General features: G+C 63.6%; 11 protein-coding genes and 1 tRNA gene. 3 read left to right on the top strand and 9 right to left on the bottom strand.

Annotated elements, in window-relative coordinates; all coding sequences use genetic code 11:
• Nucleotides 1-33 precede the first annotated feature (33 nt).
• The gene (locus EA187_RS01700) at nucleotides 34-3,018 is read left to right on the top strand and encodes a PD40 domain-containing protein (RefSeq protein ID WP_127778964.1); all 2,985 of its coding nucleotides are present in this window, start codon (nucleotides 34-36) and stop codon (nucleotides 3,016-3,018) included.
• Here EA187_RS01700 and EA187_RS01695 read toward each other — a convergent pair.
• Entirely contained in the window at nucleotides 3,001-4,155 is a 1,155-nt protein-coding gene (locus EA187_RS01695) for a metallophosphoesterase family protein (protein WP_127778963.1), read from the bottom strand. The two genes, EA187_RS01700 and EA187_RS01695, sit on opposite strands and share 18 nt — an antisense overlap.
• Nucleotides 4,156-4,264: 109 nt before the next feature.
• On the opposite strand from EA187_RS01695, the gene EA187_RS01690 reads away from it, so the two are divergent.
• Together EA187_RS01690 and EA187_RS01685 are read left to right on the top strand one after the other, a co-directional pair.
• Entirely contained in the window at nucleotides 4,265-5,050 is a 786-nt protein-coding gene (locus EA187_RS01690) for an alpha/beta fold hydrolase (RefSeq protein ID WP_241250170.1), read from the top strand.
• A gap of 99 nt (nucleotides 5,051-5,149) precedes the next feature.
• Complete coding sequence (locus tag EA187_RS01685; protein WP_127778961.1) at nucleotides 5,150-6,568, top strand: redoxin domain-containing protein; 1,419 nt, start codon at nucleotides 5,150-5,152, stop codon at nucleotides 6,566-6,568.
• A gap of 29 nt (nucleotides 6,569-6,597) precedes the next feature.
• Here EA187_RS01685 and EA187_RS01680 read toward each other — a convergent pair whose 3' ends face one another.
• The 8 genes from EA187_RS01680 to EA187_RS01645 all read right to left on the bottom strand — a co-directional run bounded on the left by EA187_RS01680 (nucleotide 6,598) and on the right by EA187_RS01645 (nucleotide 15,956).
• Entirely contained in the window at nucleotides 6,598-9,570 is a 2,973-nt protein-coding gene (locus EA187_RS01680; RefSeq protein ID WP_164855890.1) for an FAD-binding and (Fe-S)-binding domain-containing protein, read from the bottom strand.
• A gap of 118 nt (nucleotides 9,571-9,688) precedes the next feature.
• Nucleotides 9,689-10,132, bottom strand: coding sequence for a 50S ribosomal protein L9 (rplI, locus tag EA187_RS01675; RefSeq protein ID WP_115603230.1), 444 nt, complete (start codon nucleotides 10,130-10,132; stop codon nucleotides 9,689-9,691).
• 9 nt (nucleotides 10,133-10,141) lie between these two features.
• Nucleotides 10,142-10,543 (bottom strand): 30S ribosomal protein S6, encoded by a 402-nt coding sequence (rpsF, locus tag EA187_RS01670; RefSeq protein ID WP_115603231.1) that lies wholly within the window; start codon nucleotides 10,541-10,543, stop codon nucleotides 10,142-10,144.
• 101 nt (nucleotides 10,544-10,644) lie between these two features.
• Nucleotides 10,645-10,851, bottom strand: coding sequence for a hypothetical protein (locus EA187_RS01665; RefSeq protein WP_115603232.1), 207 nt, complete (start codon nucleotides 10,849-10,851; stop codon nucleotides 10,645-10,647).
• A gap of 114 nt (nucleotides 10,852-10,965) precedes the next feature.
• On the bottom strand, nucleotides 10,966-11,532 hold the full coding sequence (gene pth / locus EA187_RS01660) for an aminoacyl-tRNA hydrolase (protein ID WP_115603587.1): 567 nt from the start codon (nucleotides 11,530-11,532) through the stop codon (nucleotides 10,966-10,968).
• 132 nt (nucleotides 11,533-11,664) lie between these two features.
• Nucleotides 11,665-12,288, bottom strand: coding sequence for a 50S ribosomal protein L25 (locus EA187_RS01655; RefSeq protein WP_115603233.1), 624 nt, complete (start codon nucleotides 12,286-12,288; stop codon nucleotides 11,665-11,667).
• A 216-nt stretch (nucleotides 12,289-12,504) separates the two neighbouring features.
• Nucleotides 12,505-12,576, bottom strand: a tRNA-Gln gene (locus EA187_RS01650).
• 578 nt (nucleotides 12,577-13,154) lie between these two features.
• Nucleotides 13,155-15,956: a DUF4397 domain-containing protein gene (locus tag EA187_RS01645; RefSeq protein ID WP_127778959.1), complete on the bottom strand. Its 2,802-nt coding sequence runs from the start codon at nucleotides 15,954-15,956 to the stop codon at nucleotides 13,155-13,157.
• Nucleotides 15,957-16,225 lie beyond the last annotated feature (269 nt).

Below are 16,225 nucleotides of genomic sequence, written 5' to 3'. Positions count from 1 at the left end.
ACGTGCCGGGCGCGCTGCTACAACCACCAGGCTATGCTCTTACGCCCTCCCCATGCGCCCGAGCGCGCTCGACACCTTCTGGCAGTGATGCTCCGGCTGTGGATGCTCGCCATTCTCATCGGGGCGTGTGTTGCGACCTTTGCTTCGCCGAGCGCGCACGCCCTCGACGATCCGAAGCGTGAGTACTTCACGCTGACCACCCCCCACTTCTACATCCATTACGACGACCAGACCGAAGCGCTGGCGCGACGCGCCGCGGTGGCCTTTGAAGAGGCACACCTGATCCTGGCGCCGACGCTCGACTGGACACCTCGCCAGCGCACCCACGTGGTGGTGACCGACCGAGTCGATTCGGCCAACGGGTTTGCCCGCGCCTTCGGGCGCAACTTCATCACGATCTACGGGATGCCCCCCGAGGCCGACAGCGTGCTCGGTTATTTCGATGATTGGCTACGCGTGCTCGTCTACCACGAGTACGTGCACACCCTGCATATCGACACCAACCCGGGGCTCTCGCAGTGGGTCAACCGCATCGTCGGCAAACAATTTCATCCCAACGCCATCCTGCCCCGCTGGTACACCGAGGGCATTGCCACCTACTTCGAAACCACACGCGCGGGTACGGGACGCGTGGACAGCCCGCTCTTCTCGATGTGGCTGCGCACCGCGGCGCTTGAGGACGAGCTTTTTACCCTGGGGCAATCCACCGGCCTGCCGGTGGCCTGGCCATCGGGGAGCGCCGCCTACCTCTATGGCGGCTTTTTTGCCGACTACATCGCCAGGCATCACGGCGAGTCCTTCATCAGGGATTTTAACCACCTCTACGGCAAGCGGATCGTCCCCTACGCGCTCAACCGAAGCGCCCGAGAGATCAGCGGAAAAGGCTTCGACGAGCTCTGGGCGGGATTTATGGCCGAGGCCCAGGCCAAAGCCCGGGCGCGCCAGACGTTGACGATCGCCCGGGGGGTCAGCCCCACCGATTTGGTCACGCGCGGGGGAGGCCGCCATCAGTACCCCACGCTGCGCCCGGGAGAGCATCCGGAGATCACCTATTACGCCTCGGCGGAGTCGGCCCACCCGGTCTTTGCCAGCGTGAGCGCCGGCGGGCTTGAACCGCACCCGCTTCGCGAGGCCGAGGGGGCCGCCGGCCCCTCAGCCTGGACGCCCGATGGCAACGTGCTCGTCTACTCGCGCTCCGACACCTTTGAGCGCGTGTACACCTTCCAGGATCTTTTCGCCTACGACGCTCGTAGCGGTCAGACCCGCCGGCTCACCCGGGGCGACCGTGCCCGCGAACCCGCCATCTCACCGGATGGCGAGCGTGTCGTCCATGTACGAAACCGCCGGGGCACCATGGAGCTTGTGGTGCGTCCGCTCGACGCCCCCACCGAGGAGCGCATCGTCGTCTCCGGCCTGCATCATGCTCCCGATGATGACGCGCACTGGCAGCAGATCTCCCGGCCGATCTTTGGCCCCGGAGACGACACGGTCATCTTCAGCTGGTGGCGGCTTGACCTGCGCCAGCGCGACCTCTGGGAGGTGAATTTAAACGATGGCGCGCTGAGACAGCTCACCGACACCGCCGCCCATGAGCTCGATCCGCATCTCGGCCCCGAGGGCCATCTCTACTACGCGGCCGATACCGGCGGGGTCTTCAACATCTTTGCCCTGGATCTTGAGACCTTGCAGCGCTGGCAGGTGAGCAACGTCATTACCGGCGCGTTTTCGCCCGTGGTCACCCCGGACGGCGACTTCATCTACGTGAGCCTGTACACCGCGCGCGGCTTTGAGATCGCCCGCCTTCCCCATCCTCGCACCCGCCAGCACGAGCCGCCGGAGAGTGCGCGTGCGCGCCCGCCGATCACCTACCCTCAGCCCGAGCTCGATCTTCAGCCTGAGCCCTACAGGGCCGGGCGTTGGATAGCGCCGCTGACCCTTATGCCCGATGCGGGCGTGCTGCGCTCCGGCGCCGGCCTTGGCGCCACACTTGAGGGCTACGACCCGCTGGAGCGTCACAGCTACACGCTCAGCGGAGGCGTCACCACCGCCGAGGGATTTGAAGACCCGAGCGCCAACCTGGGCTTTGTCTACCGCTACGGAGGGCTCCCCTTTAATCTCACGCTTCTGGGGCGTTTTTCGGACTACCCGCGTGCCCGATCGCTGATTGCCGAGAGCCGCTACGTGCCCTTCCTGGAGCGCCAGTACGTCGGCCAGCTCGGGCTCTCCTTTCCACTGCGTATCCTCTCCGAAAGGATGAGTTTTACGACCAACTACCGCGCCGAATACACCACCTTCAAAGCGAGGCCCCGAGTTACCCCGGAGCCGGGCGACATTCGCCCCCGCGAGCCCCTTCATGGCTGGTTTAACGAGCTCTCCTTCGGGCTCTCCTACAGCCGACTGTTTCGCTATGCGCACTCCATCTCGGCGGAGCGCGGCGTCTCGATGAGCGCATCGGTCGGCGTGCAGCACCCGGCGCTGGGCCACCAGTACAACGCGCTGACCCTGGGCTACGCCCTGAGCGCCTTTCATCCCAACCCGCTCATCGAGCGTCATGTCTTCGCCCTGCAACTTCGAGGGGCGCTCACCCGAAGTGCCAGTGGCCCGCAACTTCAGTACGCGATTGGCGGATTGAGCCCCCAGGACATCTTAAGCGCTGTGATCTTCCAGGAGCCCCGCGTCGGCTACCCCATCCGCGGCTTTGCCCCCGGAGTGCAGCGCGGCCAGCAGTACCAGCTGGCAAAGCTGGAGTACCGCTTCCCGATCCTCGATCTCGACCGGGGCTTCTCCACGCTTCCCCTCTTTTTTCGTCAGCTCAAAGGCCAGCTCTTTGTGGACACCGGCGCCGCCTACGACGGCTACCTGGCCGATGCCGATCGCCTCACTGGCATCGGCGCCGAAGTGCAACTCGACGCCATCCTGGGCTACTACGCCAGCAACAGCCTTCGCCTGGGCTACGCCCGGGGACTTGGCCCGGAGGGCATCACCGATCTCTACCTGCTCTTAGGCGCCGCCTTCTAAACCGCCCCACACCCGGCGCTTCGCCTGGACATCCACCTCGTTCGGCTGCACATCGTCTCGCCAGATTTTGCGACGCCCCTCCCCCACAACGCGCGGCAACTCCTCGCGCGGCACCACCTCCTCAAATCCCTCCCCGCGGTACGCCTCCACGGAGCGCACCCCTTCTGCCCCGTAGCGCACCAGCGCCACCGAGCGATCGCTTACCCGATCTTCGCCCAGAAGTTTGCGCGGTCCGGCGCCGATGCACGCGCTGTGCAAAAGTCCCAGTTCACCGCGCTTTCCCGGGTAGTAGGCGTGATGATGGCCGGCCACATAAAGATCCACCCCGTGGTGCAAAAGCAGCGCCTCCAGCGCCTCATCGGCCAGAGTCTCATGCTCTTTGCTCTGCGCGACCGGATGCAGCGGAAGATGCCCGAACACGATCTTCGTGCGCACCTCCGAGTGGGCCTTAAGCACTGCGTCCAGCCAGAGACGCTGAGCCGTATCGATGGGACCGACCGTCGTCGCGTCGAGCGACACAAAGAGCGCCGGGCCCACCTTAAACGCATAATAAAACGGATAACCACTCGCCTCGACCATCTCGACCTGCGGGGCGCGGTCCTGCCATTCGCGGGCAAAATGCACCCGCTCCTCCCAGAAGGCCGGCGAGCCGGAGGCATCGTGGTTGCCTGGCGAGATGGCAAAGGGAATGCCCGCGCGGGCCAGAGGGCGCGTCACCACGTCATGGAATGACGCCCACATCGCCCGATGATCAAGACCTGCGCGCTGCCCGGCCACCATATCGCCCGGACTTATCACCACGTCGGGGCGCACATCCTCGCTGAGCCAGGCCACCGCGCGATGAACCTCATCGCCATAGGCCGTCGAGCCGTAGGCACCGTTAAAGTCGGAGAGCACCGCAACGGTCCACTCCCGCGTCTCATCCTTGGCGGCCCGGATCGCGGCCTGGTCCTCTGCGCTCAATTCTTGCCCGGCCTGCGCAACGTCTTCGGCGTGCTTAGCCTCATCGGCTGCCTCCTCCCCCGCCGCATCATCGACGGCACCATCGGACGGACGCACCGGCGTACCGCCCATCGCCGGCACCGCAAGTAAGATCCCGCCCAGGGTGGCTGCTGCTAGAATGAGCTCTCTGCGCATGATATCGCTTGGTCAAAAGGACGTCCTGACTTCCGGCGCGATTGTTGAGGCCCTCCTCCCCCCTGTCAAAATTTCTCCCCCCCGATGCGCGAGGTTCCCCTTGAGCACGATGACGCTCTCCGACGGCACGAAACTTCACTACGAAACCCACGATGAGCACAGCCAGGGCCCCTGGCTTGTGCTGCTCAACGGCATGACGCAGTCCACGCAACACTGGGGAAGCCAGGCCCGCGCGCTGCGCGAGCACTTCCGTGTGCTTCTCTACGACGCCCGCGGCCAGGGAGGCAGCGACGCCCCCGACGCACCGCCCGCCCTCGCCACCCACGCCGCCGATCTGGCAGAACTCTTCGATCACCTGGGCATTGAGCACGCCCACCTGGCCGGTTTCAGCCACGGAGCCCGCGTCGCCTTAGGCTTCGCCAACGACTTCCCCGAGCGCCTCGACCGGCTCATCCTCTGCAGCGCCACCGCTCTCCCCACCGCCCTGGCCGAGACGATTGTGCGCGCCTGGCACCAGGTGCTCGTCACCGGCGGCCTCGAAGCGATGGCCTGGGCCTCGCTCCCCACGATCCTCGGAAACGACTTCCTGGCCTCCCACCAGAAGTTTCTCAACAACGTCGTCAAAGCCTCCGTGCAGCGAAACTCGCAGGAGGGCGTTCGCCTCTTGCTCGAAGGGCTGATGGCCTTTCCCCCGGTCGCCGAACTGGCCACAGATCTCCGCGTCGATGCCCTGGTGATCTCCGCCGACGAGGATCTCCTCGTGACCACCGAAGGCGCAAAAGAGCTGGCCGACCTGCTCGGTGGGGAACACATTCTGGTGGAGCGCTGTGGCCACACCATCCCCATTGAGCGCCCGGACGCCTTCCGCGACGCCCTGCTTGAATTCCTGAACTAATTCAAGCATATGCCCGCCACCACTTCGGGAGGTTCGAGGCGCTCTTAGAGCCGCGGTCGTGCCCGGGCGCGATCGCCCTCGCCAGCCCGGAGCCCCTCGATGCGTCTGACCCCATGCACCCATGGCGTTCGCCCGCCGGAGTTTCCCGAGCTGCCCTGGATCAACGTGGAGCAGTCCCTCTGCCTCAGCGATCTCCTGGGCCAGGTGGTGGTGCTGGGCTTCTGGAGTTCCAGCTGCATCCGCTGCCAGGAAGGTCTGCCGGCAATGCGCCGCGCGATGCAACGCTTTGAGGGGCAAGCACTAAAGATCATTGCCGTGCACAGCCCGCGCTTCCCGGGCGAACACGACCTCGACTACCTGCACAACGCCGTGGAGCGCGTCGGGGTGCCCTTTGCGGTAGCTATCGACAATGACCACCGCCTCGCGCGAACCTTCAATGTGCGGGAGCTCCCCACCCTGGCGCTCATCGATCCCCACGGTTACGTCTGCCGTGTGCTGCGCGGGGTGCCCGAGCCCTTGCAGCTCATCGACGCCCTGGAGGACCTGCTCGGCCTGACCGACGCCCCCCGAAGCACTCCGCCGGCCCCGATGCCCGCGCAACCCTCCCCGGCATCCTTGAGCTTCCCGGCCGGCATCAGCGCCCGGGACGATCGCGTCGCGATCGCCGACACCGGGCATCACCGCATCATCCTGACCGCCCCTGACGGGGAGGTCATCGACTGCTTCGGAGGCCCGGAGCCGGGATTTGAAGACGGCCCGGCCGACCGCGCGCGCTTCTTCAGCCCCCGGGGGCTCGTCTTTGTCGAGAATCAACTTCTCGTGGCCGACACGGCCAACCACGCCATCCGCTCCATCGATCTCTCAAGCTCGGAGGTCAACACGCTCGCGAGACTGGCTGACGATGCCTCGGGCGAACATCACGCGCCCTGGTCCCTGACGCGTCAGTGTTCCTGGCTCTTTGTGGCCTGTGCCAGCACCCACACCATCCTGCGCCTGCACACCGATGGCTCCGACGTTGGGCGTTTTGCAGGAACGGGCGACGAAGACCGCATCGACGGTCATCGTCGCTCCGCGGCTTTCGCCCAGCCCACCGGCCTGCAGGTCGACGGGGAGGAGCTGATTATCATCGACAGCACCACCTCGGCGTTGCGCTCCCTCAATATGCACTCCAACCGCGTGCAAACTCTCATCGGCAAGAGCCTCTTTGAACACGGCCTCGTCGACGGAACCTCGCGCGACGCGCTGATGCAGCATCCCCGGGGAATCGCCGTACACGGCGGGCGAGTCTACATCGCCGACGCACTCAACCGCACGCTTCGCTGCTTTGATCCGAAGCGCCAGGAGCTGCACACCCTGGACACCCCGGCGTTCGAATTTCCGACCGCGATCGCCAGCACCGAGGGCTCTCTCTGGGTCTGCGACACCCACGCGCACACCTTCTGGCATCACGACATCGATACCGGCACCTGGACGCGCCTGGAGCTTACCTGGCCCGACCAGGCCGCCATGGCCAGGTGAGCCCCTCGCTACCCGACTGCCATCGCTACTTAGTCCTGGCGAGCCTTCAGACGCATCTTTAAGGCCAACGCCGGATGAATCGCGTCCCGCTCAGCCCCATCCTTGATCTGATGACGGCATGAGGTCCCCGGCGCGATCAGCACCTGCCCCTCCTCCATCGCGCGGGCCCGCGGCAAAAGCACAAGCTCGCCGACCTTCATCGACACCTCATAATGCTCGGCCTCATACCCAAAGGAGCCAGCCATCCCGCAGCAGCCGGTCTTGAGTGTTTCGACCTCATAGCCGGCAAGCCCCAGCACCACCTCGGTGGCAGTCGTGCCGCAGATGGCCTTCTGGTGGCAATGCCCGTGCAGCAGCGCCGGCTGCGCACCCTCGGTCTCAAAAAGCCCCTCCGGCCAGCGCCCCGCCTCGACCTCGCGCACAATGAACTCTTCGAGAAGGAACGAGCGTCCGGCAAGATCATCTGCCACGGGTCGAAGCGCCTCATCGACCAGCTCACCAAGCTCGTCCCGGAAGGTTAAGAGCGCGCTGGGCTCAAGGCCCACCACCATGCGATCCGGGTGCGCTTTCAGGTGATCTTGCACCTGACGGAGCCCGCGCTCCATCAACTCGCGCGCCGCACGCACCATGCCCTTGGAGAGGTAGGTACGTCCGTCGTCGCGCATGCCAAATCGCTCCACGCGGTAGCCGGCCGCCTCCAGCACCTCCACCGCCGCAAGTCCCAGCTCGGGCTCGGTGTAGTCGGTAAAGGGATCGATGTAGAGCCAGACCGCTTTGGCCTGCGCTCCCTCCCCTGCCGGCGGTGCAGCCAGCGCGCCGGAGCGGCGAGCTTTTGTGAGGGCGCGGTCGAAGGCGCGAGGCGCCATCAAGGGAAGCTGACGCCGGGGCGCAAGTTTGAAGACGGTGTTGAAAATCCAGCGGGTCAGCACGAAGGTCAGCATGAAATTCGCCAACCAGGGTACCCACGCCCCCAGGCGGCTGAGCTTGCCGTAGTGGCCAAAGAGCAGCGCGCGAGCTGGCGTTCCCTGGCGATCGTAGCGCTGCTGCAAAAACTCCGCCTTCATCCGCGCCATATCGACGTTGGCCGGGCACTCGCTCTTACAACCCTTGCAGGAGAGGCAGAGATCGAGCGCCTCGGAGAGTGCCTCACTCTCAAATGCGGCCTCCGGCTCCGCCCCTGTTAAGAGCGTACGGAAGACGTTGGCGCGCCCGCGTGTGGTGTCCTTCTCATCGCCGGTGGCCATATAACTCGGGCACATCGTACCGCCGGCCGCCGCGCTCTTTCGGCACACGCCGGCACCGTTGCAAAGCTCGGTGGCCCGGACAAGCCCACGCTCGGACTCCCACTTAAAGTAGGTGCGCAGCTCCGGGGTGGGCGTCCCCGGCACAAAGCGAAAGTCAGCGTCGATGGGGCGAGGATCGACGATATTTCGAGGATTAAAGATCCCGCGGGGATCAAAAGCGTCCTTGACCTGGCGATGCAACGCCATGATCTCCGGCCCGTAAAAACGCTCCAGAAGTGGCGAGCGCACGCGCCCATCGCCGTGCTCCCCGCTAATGGCACCGCGGTAGCGGCGCACGAGGTCGGCGACATCGGTGGCGATCCCCTTAAAGCGCTCCACATCCACTGGATCTTTAAGGTTGAGCTCCGGGCGCAGATGCAGCTCCCCCACCGAGGCGTGCGCGTAGTACACGCACGCGGTGTTGTACGCGTCCATAATGGCCGCAAAGTCACGCACATAGTCCGGCAGCACATCGACGGCCACCGCAGTATCCTCGACCACTGTGACCGGCTTCACGTCGCCCTCAATACCCATGAGCAGTCCCAGGCCCGCCTTCCGAAGTTCCCAGACCGCCTTATCCTGCGGCGCGCGCAAGATCGGGTAGGCGTAGCCCATCCCCAGCTCTTTCAGCTCGGCGATGAGCGCCTGGCAGGCCTCCTCCAGCGCGTCGTGGCTATCGCGGAAGAACTCGATCACCAGCACCGCGTCCGGGTCGCCTTCGACCCAGAAGCGATTGCGAGCCTGTTCAATATTCTGGCGGGTCTGCTCGAGCACGCGCCTGTCAATCAGCTCGACGGCCGCCGGGTTATGGCGCACCGCAGCGACGGTCGCCCGCAGCGAAGCCTCCAGCGAGTCGAAATGCACACAGACCACGCACTTCTCGCGGGGCTTCTCCACCAGGTTGAGCTTAGCTTCGGTCATCAGACCCAGCGTGCCCTCGGTGCCGCATAAGAAACGCGCCAGCGAAAAGGGCTCACCACCCTGATCATAAGGCGCGCGCCAGAGAATATCGTCGAGAGGAAAACCCGTGTTGCGCCGCACGACATCGCGGCGCGGGTAACGCTCTTCAATCAGCTCGCCATGCTCACGCATGATGCGATCAAGCGTACGCAATGACTCCCCGAGCCTGTCGGGGCGCTGCATGCGTTCCTTAAGTTCCGCCTCACTCCAGAGCCCCACACGCTCAAAGCTCGCGTCGGAGAAGACCACCCCCAGCTCCAGCACATGCGCCATCGTGTTGCCGTAGAGGATGGAGTGGCTGCCGCAGGAGTTGTTGCCGATCATCCCGCCGATCATGCAACGGTTGGACGTGGAGGTGTCCGGCCCGAAGAAGAGCCCGTGCGGCGCCAGAAAGCGATTGAGTTCATCGAGCACCACCCCGGGTTGCACTCGCACCCAGCGCTCCTCGACATTGAGCTCCAGGATCTGGTTCATGTGGCGGCCCACATCGACCACCAGCCCCTCGCCGACACATTGCCCGGCCAGACTTGTGCCGGCCGCACGAGGCACAAGCCCAAGCCCCAGGGCGTCGGCAGTGCGCACGATCGCCTGCACATCTTCGACCGTGCGCGGAAAGACCACCCCTACCGGCTCGGACTGATACACCGAGGCGTCCTGCGCATAGAGCGAACGGTGCAAATCATCGAGGCGCAGCTCTCCTTCGAGCTCCCCGGCCAACGACTCAAGCGCCTGGGGCGCGCGGCTAACATCGATCGCCATCTCTCTCCTGATGCGCCGGGTTAAATCCGAGACGGCGCCTTCTCGCCAGAACAAAAAAAGAGCCCACGATGCACTCATCGTGGGCTCTTTATCGCTTATGCCCGCAGGCAAAGCCAACTTACATCGCCACAACCCACAGGATGATGTGAGCGTAGACGCCGCTGGCAAGCTTCACCGGCACCTTGTAGATGCCCAGCTCGTCGATGCCGCGGCCGACTTCGATGAAGCGGTGCTCCACCTCAAAGCCTTCCTGCTTGAGCACGTCGGCGATCTCACGCGTGGTCACCGAGCCGTAAAGAGCGTCGCCTTCGGCAACACGCTTGGCGATGGTGATACGCACGCCGTCGAGCTTGGACTGAACGCCCAGAGCCGCTTCGCGCTCGCGCTCCTTGCGGAGCTCGATCTGACGCTTCTTATGCTCGAGCGCCTTCTTTTCGTTGGCGCTGGCCGGCAGCGCCAGACCTTTGGGGATAAGGAAGTTCCGGCCGTAGCCCGGAGCAACCTTCACGATCTCGCCCATCTCGCCGAGATTGGGCACATCTTCGGTCAGAATGACTTCCATCACAGCCTCCTATTCGTCGTCGTCCTGAGCCGGGATGACCTCTTCGACCTCTTCCTCTTCGGGGCGCGCAAGGCGCTCCTCAGCGATGAGGTCGTCTTCCAGCTTGACGGTCAAAAACTTCAACACCGAGTCGATCAGCTGCAGGTTGCGCTCGATCTCCGCAACCGTGTTTCCGCCGACCAGGTAGCGATAGTACTGGTAGTTACCGCGCTCAAAACGACGGGACTCCGACTTGTCGTGAATCTCGTAGGCGAGCTTGCGCTGGCCCCAGTCGTCGAACTTAAGCAGGTGACCGCCTTCGTTCTCGATGATCCCTTCAACGCGCTCACGAAGCCGGGCGAACTCCTCTTCGCCGGCGTCGGGACGCACGATGTAGATCGTCTCGTATTCGCGTAGTCTCTCTACAGCCATGAAATAACCTCTCGGGTAAAGCCCCGCCTCAACATGCGGCGGAGCGAGGTTCGTGCCGGCCTCGGAGTGAGGCGCGACGCAATCCTGTTGAACACCATCGTTCAGGCGGCTTCGACCTCACCATCATCATCGGTGTGATGCGCAAGCCGCGCGTCTACTTCTGCTTCCCCATCGTCATCGGTGTGATGGGCGATCTCATCGCCACCTTCATCTTCGCCGGTGTGGTGGGCCATCGCCGGAGCGGCAGCGCCAAAAACAATCAGGCTGAGAAGGGCCGCAAGGATGCGGCGAATCTTGAACGTCATCATCATCACACTCCAGTGTGGTGCCTTGTGGCGAGTCGTCGCCAGACACCCATCAAGGGGGGGGAACCCATACACCCGGTCAGGAAGATTTTCCAGCGGAAAATAACCGAACCTGTCTTAGCGCCCATGAAAACGGTTCTGAGCGACGGCCACGCCTTCATTCAGAACAACTTCAACCGCATCGCAGGCATCGTCGAGCATCCGGTCAACTGCCAGGGTTTCGTCCGGGCGAAAACGCCCCAGGACGTGGTTGGTGACATCGCCGTGCTCCGGCCGACCGATGCCCAGGCGCAATCGAACAAACTCGCGGGTGCCCGTCTTAGCCACGATGTCGCGCAGGCCATTATGTCCGCCGTGACCGCCGCCTTCTTTGATCTTCATCTGCCCGAGCTCCACGTCGAGCTCGTCGTGGAGGACGATCAGGCGATCAGGGGTCACATGAAAGAAGCTCAACGCCGGAGCCACCGACTTGCCCGAGAGGTTCATGAAGGTCAACGGCTTTAAGAGCGCCACATCATGGCCGGCGACAATCCCGGTGGTATAGACCCCGTGAAACTTCGACTGCGTGACCGTCATCTGATAGCGCTGCGCCAGCGCATCCACCGCCGCAAAGCCGATGTTATGACGCGTCCCCTCGTACTTTGGCCCCGGGTTTCCCAGGCCAACGATCAGCGTTCGACTCACCCCATCCTCCTTCGGAGCCAGAAGCCGGCGAAACCACTCGAACACCTGAACACTCCCGCTCAAAAAATCAAAAGACCGAGAGCAGCAAAGGCTCTCGGTCTTTTAAAGGTCGTACACAACCTGCGCTCAGGCTCAGCCAGCTTTCTTGGCCTTCTTGCCCTTGGCGTCTTCTTCTTTGGTGACCTTCTTGCGCGGCATCTGGATACGCAGCAGCGCGTAATCCATCTTGTATGCCGGCTCAACCCCTTCGGGGTAGGTCAGTTCGCTGGCCATGATGGCGCCGTCGGGAGCAAGCTCGGTGACGTCGACAACGATCTCCTCAGGGATATCGTCGGGACACGCAGCGATCTTGACCACCGGCTGGATGACGCGAAGGCGACCACCCATGCGAACGCCCTTGGCGCGGCCAGTCGGCTCGATCGGCACGCTGACCTGAACCGGCGTATTCATATCAACGACGACCAGGTCGGCGTGAATGACAACGCGACGGATCGGGTCGAACTGGTAGTCGCGAAGCATCACGTTCTCAACGGTGGTACCGTTGTCGAGCGCAATGTGGAACACCGAGTTGATCTGACGCTTGGTGTCCATGATTTTATCGAACTCCGCCGGGTCCATCGCCAGCGAGATGTTCTCGGTGTTCGTCCCGTAGCAGATGGCCGGGATCAAGCCTTGCGCACGCAGCTTGCGTGCGACGCCCTTCCCGGACTCGGCGCGAACCGTCGCGTTCAGGGTAGGTTTAGTATTCGAAGCCATGACATCCTCCAATGGTCCCCTGGACGTGCTGGCTCAACATGCTTACCAGCGCGAGGGCGCGATTGATGCGTAGTCGGCCTGTGATGCCGCTCGCGTTCCGAAAAAAACGCGCTGACCTCTCATTCGTACTCGCCAGAGAGGCCCAGCGCGATTGTCGTTCTCGTCAGCTCCTGACTGTTGCGCGCCCTAAGAGCGTCGCGTCGAGCTGGCTTGGAGCTGGGGTGCTAGGATTCGAACCTAGGAATGCCTGGACCAAAACCAGGTGCCTTACCACTTGGCTACACCCCAGTGCGTTGGCTAACTTCGCCGCCGCTACCGTTGTCGGGAATGTTCCTCCGACCCGGTGGGCAGCTTAATTAACACCGCCCCCCTACCCTGTCAACAGGTTCTATCAAAAATCCTGCACGCGATCTCAAAGCTCGTCTCGGGGCCCCGTACCACCGCATTTCGTCCTCCGTCGCACCACCTTTTGTCCTCCGTCCTTCCAGCATTGAGGCTGAATCTGCACGGGACCAGGTCCCACCCTGTCTCGTCCTCCGCCCTTCCTATATTCAGGCGGAATTCGGAAGGCTTTGGTGCCACCGCCCTGAACACTTATCGAAGCGCGATTTCGCCCCCCCCCCCGGAGCCAGACTGCTTCCCGTCGACACAGCATGGGGCCTCACGACGCTTAGGCAGACTGCAACGGAGTCAGGTGGAGCGGCACCACTGTCTCGCACATAGCCCCCCTGCCATGGCCCCCCCCGGTCCGCAACGGATGGCACCACTGCGGGCATAAAAAACCGCGGGCATAAAAAAACCGCGGGCCGGAGCCCGCGGTTTTTCAATCGCTCTGAGAACCGGGCATTGCTGCCCGATGCATCGGCTTAGCGGCAGATGCCGTAGAGACCGAAGAGAGGTCCGTCGTCGGACCAGGCCTCACAGGCGGTGCCGTCGGTGCAACCACCACCACCGAAGAAGTCGCAGAGCTGCACGCAGATAGCCTGAGGCTCGGCACAGGAATTGAGAGCTTCTTCAATGCAGAAGGAGTTCTCGTCGCACATCTTACCGGTGTCCTCGAGGTCGCAGGGCTCCAGCGAGCGGATCGGAGCGGCGGTGCGCTCCACGCAGTGACCCAGGGTCACGCTTGCACCATCAGGCGTGATGGGCGAGCAGGCGAAGCCGTCGGGGCAGCCACTCTCAGCCTTGAAGGGTTCACAGACCTGGGTACAGGTACCGCCGGGGGCACCCAGCACCTCGGGCGCGGTGAAGGGGCTCTGCAGGAAGCCACCCAGGGTGTTCGCCTGGCGGGCGCAGACAAGGCCCGGCTGGCAGTTCTGAACCTCAGGGTTACCGCAGCTGGCACCTTCGGTGAGAGCGCCGGAGGGCTGGCAGTAGGTCTGGCCTTCGGGGCCGAAGCAGCCCTTCTGGTCGGCCGGGCAGTTCGGGTCGGTGCTGTCCGCACCCGGGTTACAGGCGATGCGGCACTTACCGAAGTTATCGGCGCCCGCGGTCGCCACGCAGATCTCACCGCTATCGCAGGAGAGCGCGCTATTGGTCTGCTCCTCGGGCTGGCAGTAGGAGCGGCAGACGCCTTCGCCGGCACCGTCCATATCGCAGTGGGCGCCGTCGACGCAGTCACTGTCCTCTTCACAAGTCTCGCTGATGGCCTTGCCACCGGAGCCCAGGCAGATGCCCGTGCCGTCGCCGAATTCGTTACAGCGATCATTCTCGCCACTGCAGGCTCCCACGCCCCACTGGTCGGAGTTGGCGCAGGACTCAAGGCAGAAGCCCAGACCGATCTGAGCAGCACCTTGCGAGAGGTTAATGCAGGTACCACCCAGCACACGACCGACCGGCGCCGAATCGTACGGGGCGCTGGCCAGGGTCTCCTCGCCATCGGTGATAATGAACTCGGTGCTGATTTCACCACCGACCGCGTTGAAGCTCATCGCCGCAAGCTCCTCGCCCGCTTCAAACGCACCTGGCGAGAAGACGAACACATCGTAGGCACCTTCCTCCAGATTCACATAGCTTCCGACATCACCAAAAAGTGAGTTTTCAAGAGCATTGATGCGGTTAGCAGCTTCGCTCGGGTCGGTGCCATCTTTGACAAAGGCCACGTCGACGGCCGAGGGGAAGTTCTCGCTGTTCACGAGGCGCACCCGCGCCTGGTCGGCAGCAACTTCTTCCTCACGCGTCAGCTCCGAAACCAGCACCGAGAGCCCGGTGGCGGCGTTGCTGTCAGCGACCGCACCAATCAAAAGCGCGGCACCACGAGCAAGGGTGAGCGTCTCGTCGAAGAGAACGACGGAGTTGCTACCAGCCGAACGCACCGTGATCTGGCGGTCACCGGAAGGCAGCGAAAGGAAGGTGTCCTCGCCAGCGATGCTGCCGTAGGCGAGGCCTTCGACCACGGCTTCACCGTCGACCACGACATCCACCGCGGGAAGCGCCGCGCCGAAGTGCGCGATCTGAATGTAGGCGCTGCTGTCAGCCGAGGGGCAGCTCGCGTCGCGCTGCGCGGAAGTGCGAAGAGTCGGGTCACACAACGGCAGGCACTTGCGCACGCCTTCTTCGATCTGGATGCAAGCCGAGCTGTCAGGACATGAGCCGCTGCCGGAGCAACTCTCATACAGCTCAAGCGCGTTGTCGCTCTCACGACCGCAAAGGCCATCGACTCCGTCGACCGGCGCACAGGCCAGGTCTTCGCCACACTGGTTGCCGGTGTGGGCGAATGGATCGCAGCGATCGCCGCAGAAACCGCTGCCCATCACCGCACCGCTGGTCTCACCGATGCAGGCCTGATCGCCGCCGCACTGCCCGTCTTCGGAGCAAGGACGCGCGCAGAAACCATCGACAAACGAAGCACCGGAGTTGGAGTTCGGATCGACCAGAGCGTCAATGTCGGTCACGCAGACCAGCCCCTCAGAGCAGTCCCCAGCGTTGTTGCAGGCATCGTTCTCTTCGCCGTTGCCGGCAGGCAGGCAGGTGCGCACGCCGTTTTGCATGCCACAGTTTACGCCGTCGGCGAAGAGTCCCGGATTGGCGGCGATGATCTCGGCGCAGTCTTCTTCAGCCGTCGCAATGCCCGCGCACTGCGAGGGGCGGCAGACCGGGCGGTTCTGCAAAGTGGTCGCAGAGACACACGCCTGGCCACCGCCACAATCAAATTCGGAGGACGCCTGCCCGTTGGCACCACAGACGCGGTACTCGGTGCAGGTTTCGTAGCAAGTCGGGCCGTCGCCGAGGTCTTCACACGCGAAGCCAGAGCGGGTCGGCTCACCGGGCACACACTCTTCGCCGACGTTACGGCACTGGCGCGGGGTGGTGGTGCAGATGCCTTCGTCGCAGAGGTAGCTGCCGGGGCAGTCGCTGCTGCGCGAGCACTGGCGCTCCACGCAGGCACCGGCTTCATCACATGCCTGGCCGGGAGCACAGTCGCTGGTGACGTCACAGGTGGTGTTGTTGACACACTGACCGGAGAGGCATTGTTGATAACTCTCACCGCAGTCCAGATCATCGTAGCAATCCACGACCTGCGGAACGCACTCGCCATCGAAACAGGCCTGACCGGCGCCGCATTCATCGTTGCTCACACAGACGTCGTTTGGCCCACAGGCTGATACCATCAGCGCAATGAGAGCGACGCCGAGCAACGCCCAAAGTTGTGTTACCGACTTACTCATAGAACCTCCATGCGATGCCCGGCGATGGGCAAAATTTGACTCGTTGCAGGACTGGGCACCTTAATGGAGCCACAGAACAGGTGTCAATCACCTCAGCGGCATGCATACAAAAGCCATGCCAGACACTCCGACAACTGATGTCCTGGGACGTACTTCGCGTGTCGTACCGGGGCCTTAGCGTCACCGGCAAAAAGACGTGACCTTATCGGATGAATCGCCTTCAGGGTCAACCGATCGTTTTTGCACGGCGCGCTACCGCGACAACCTGG

It is taken from the genome of Lujinxingia sediminis (genome assembly GCF_004005565.1).
Taxonomy (GTDB): Bacteria; Myxococcota_A; Bradymonadia; order Bradymonadales; family Bradymonadaceae; genus Lujinxingia; species Lujinxingia sediminis.
Note: the sequence above shows the minus strand (reverse complement) of the source record. Positions and strands in the feature narration are given on the sequence as shown.

Bases quoted from the DNA above. Each gene is read 5' to 3' on its own strand.
- EA187_RS01700 (WP_127778964.1), top strand. From the start codon at position 34: ATGCTCTTACGCCCTCCCCATGCGCCCGAGCGCGCTCGACACCTTCTG.
- EA187_RS01695 (WP_127778963.1), bottom strand. From the start codon at position 4,155: ATGCGCAGAGAGCTCATTCTAGCAGCAGCCACCCTGGGCGGGATCTTA.
- EA187_RS01690 (WP_241250170.1), top strand. From the start codon at position 4,265: ATGACGCTCTCCGACGGCACGAAACTTCACTACGAAACCCACGATGAG.
- EA187_RS01685 (WP_127778961.1), top strand. From the start codon at position 5,150: ATGCGTCTGACCCCATGCACCCATGGCGTTCGCCCGCCGGAGTTTCCC.
- EA187_RS01680 (WP_164855890.1), bottom strand. From the start codon at position 9,570: ATGGCGATCGATGTTAGCCGCGCGCCCCAGGCGCTTGAGTCGTTGGCC.
- rplI (WP_115603230.1), bottom strand. From the start codon at position 10,132: ATGGAAGTCATTCTGACCGAAGATGTGCCCAATCTCGGCGAGATGGGC.
- rpsF (WP_115603231.1), bottom strand. From the start codon at position 10,543: ATGGCTGTAGAGAGACTACGCGAATACGAGACGATCTACATCGTGCGT.
- EA187_RS01665 (WP_115603232.1), bottom strand. From the start codon at position 10,851: ATGATGACGTTCAAGATTCGCCGCATCCTTGCGGCCCTTCTCAGCCTG.
- EA187_RS01655 (WP_115603233.1), bottom strand. From the start codon at position 12,288: ATGGCTTCGAATACTAAACCTACCCTGAACGCGACGGTTCGCGCCGAG.
- EA187_RS01645 (WP_127778959.1), bottom strand. From the start codon at position 15,956: ATGAGTAAGTCGGTAACACAACTTTGGGCGTTGCTCGGCGTCGCTCTC.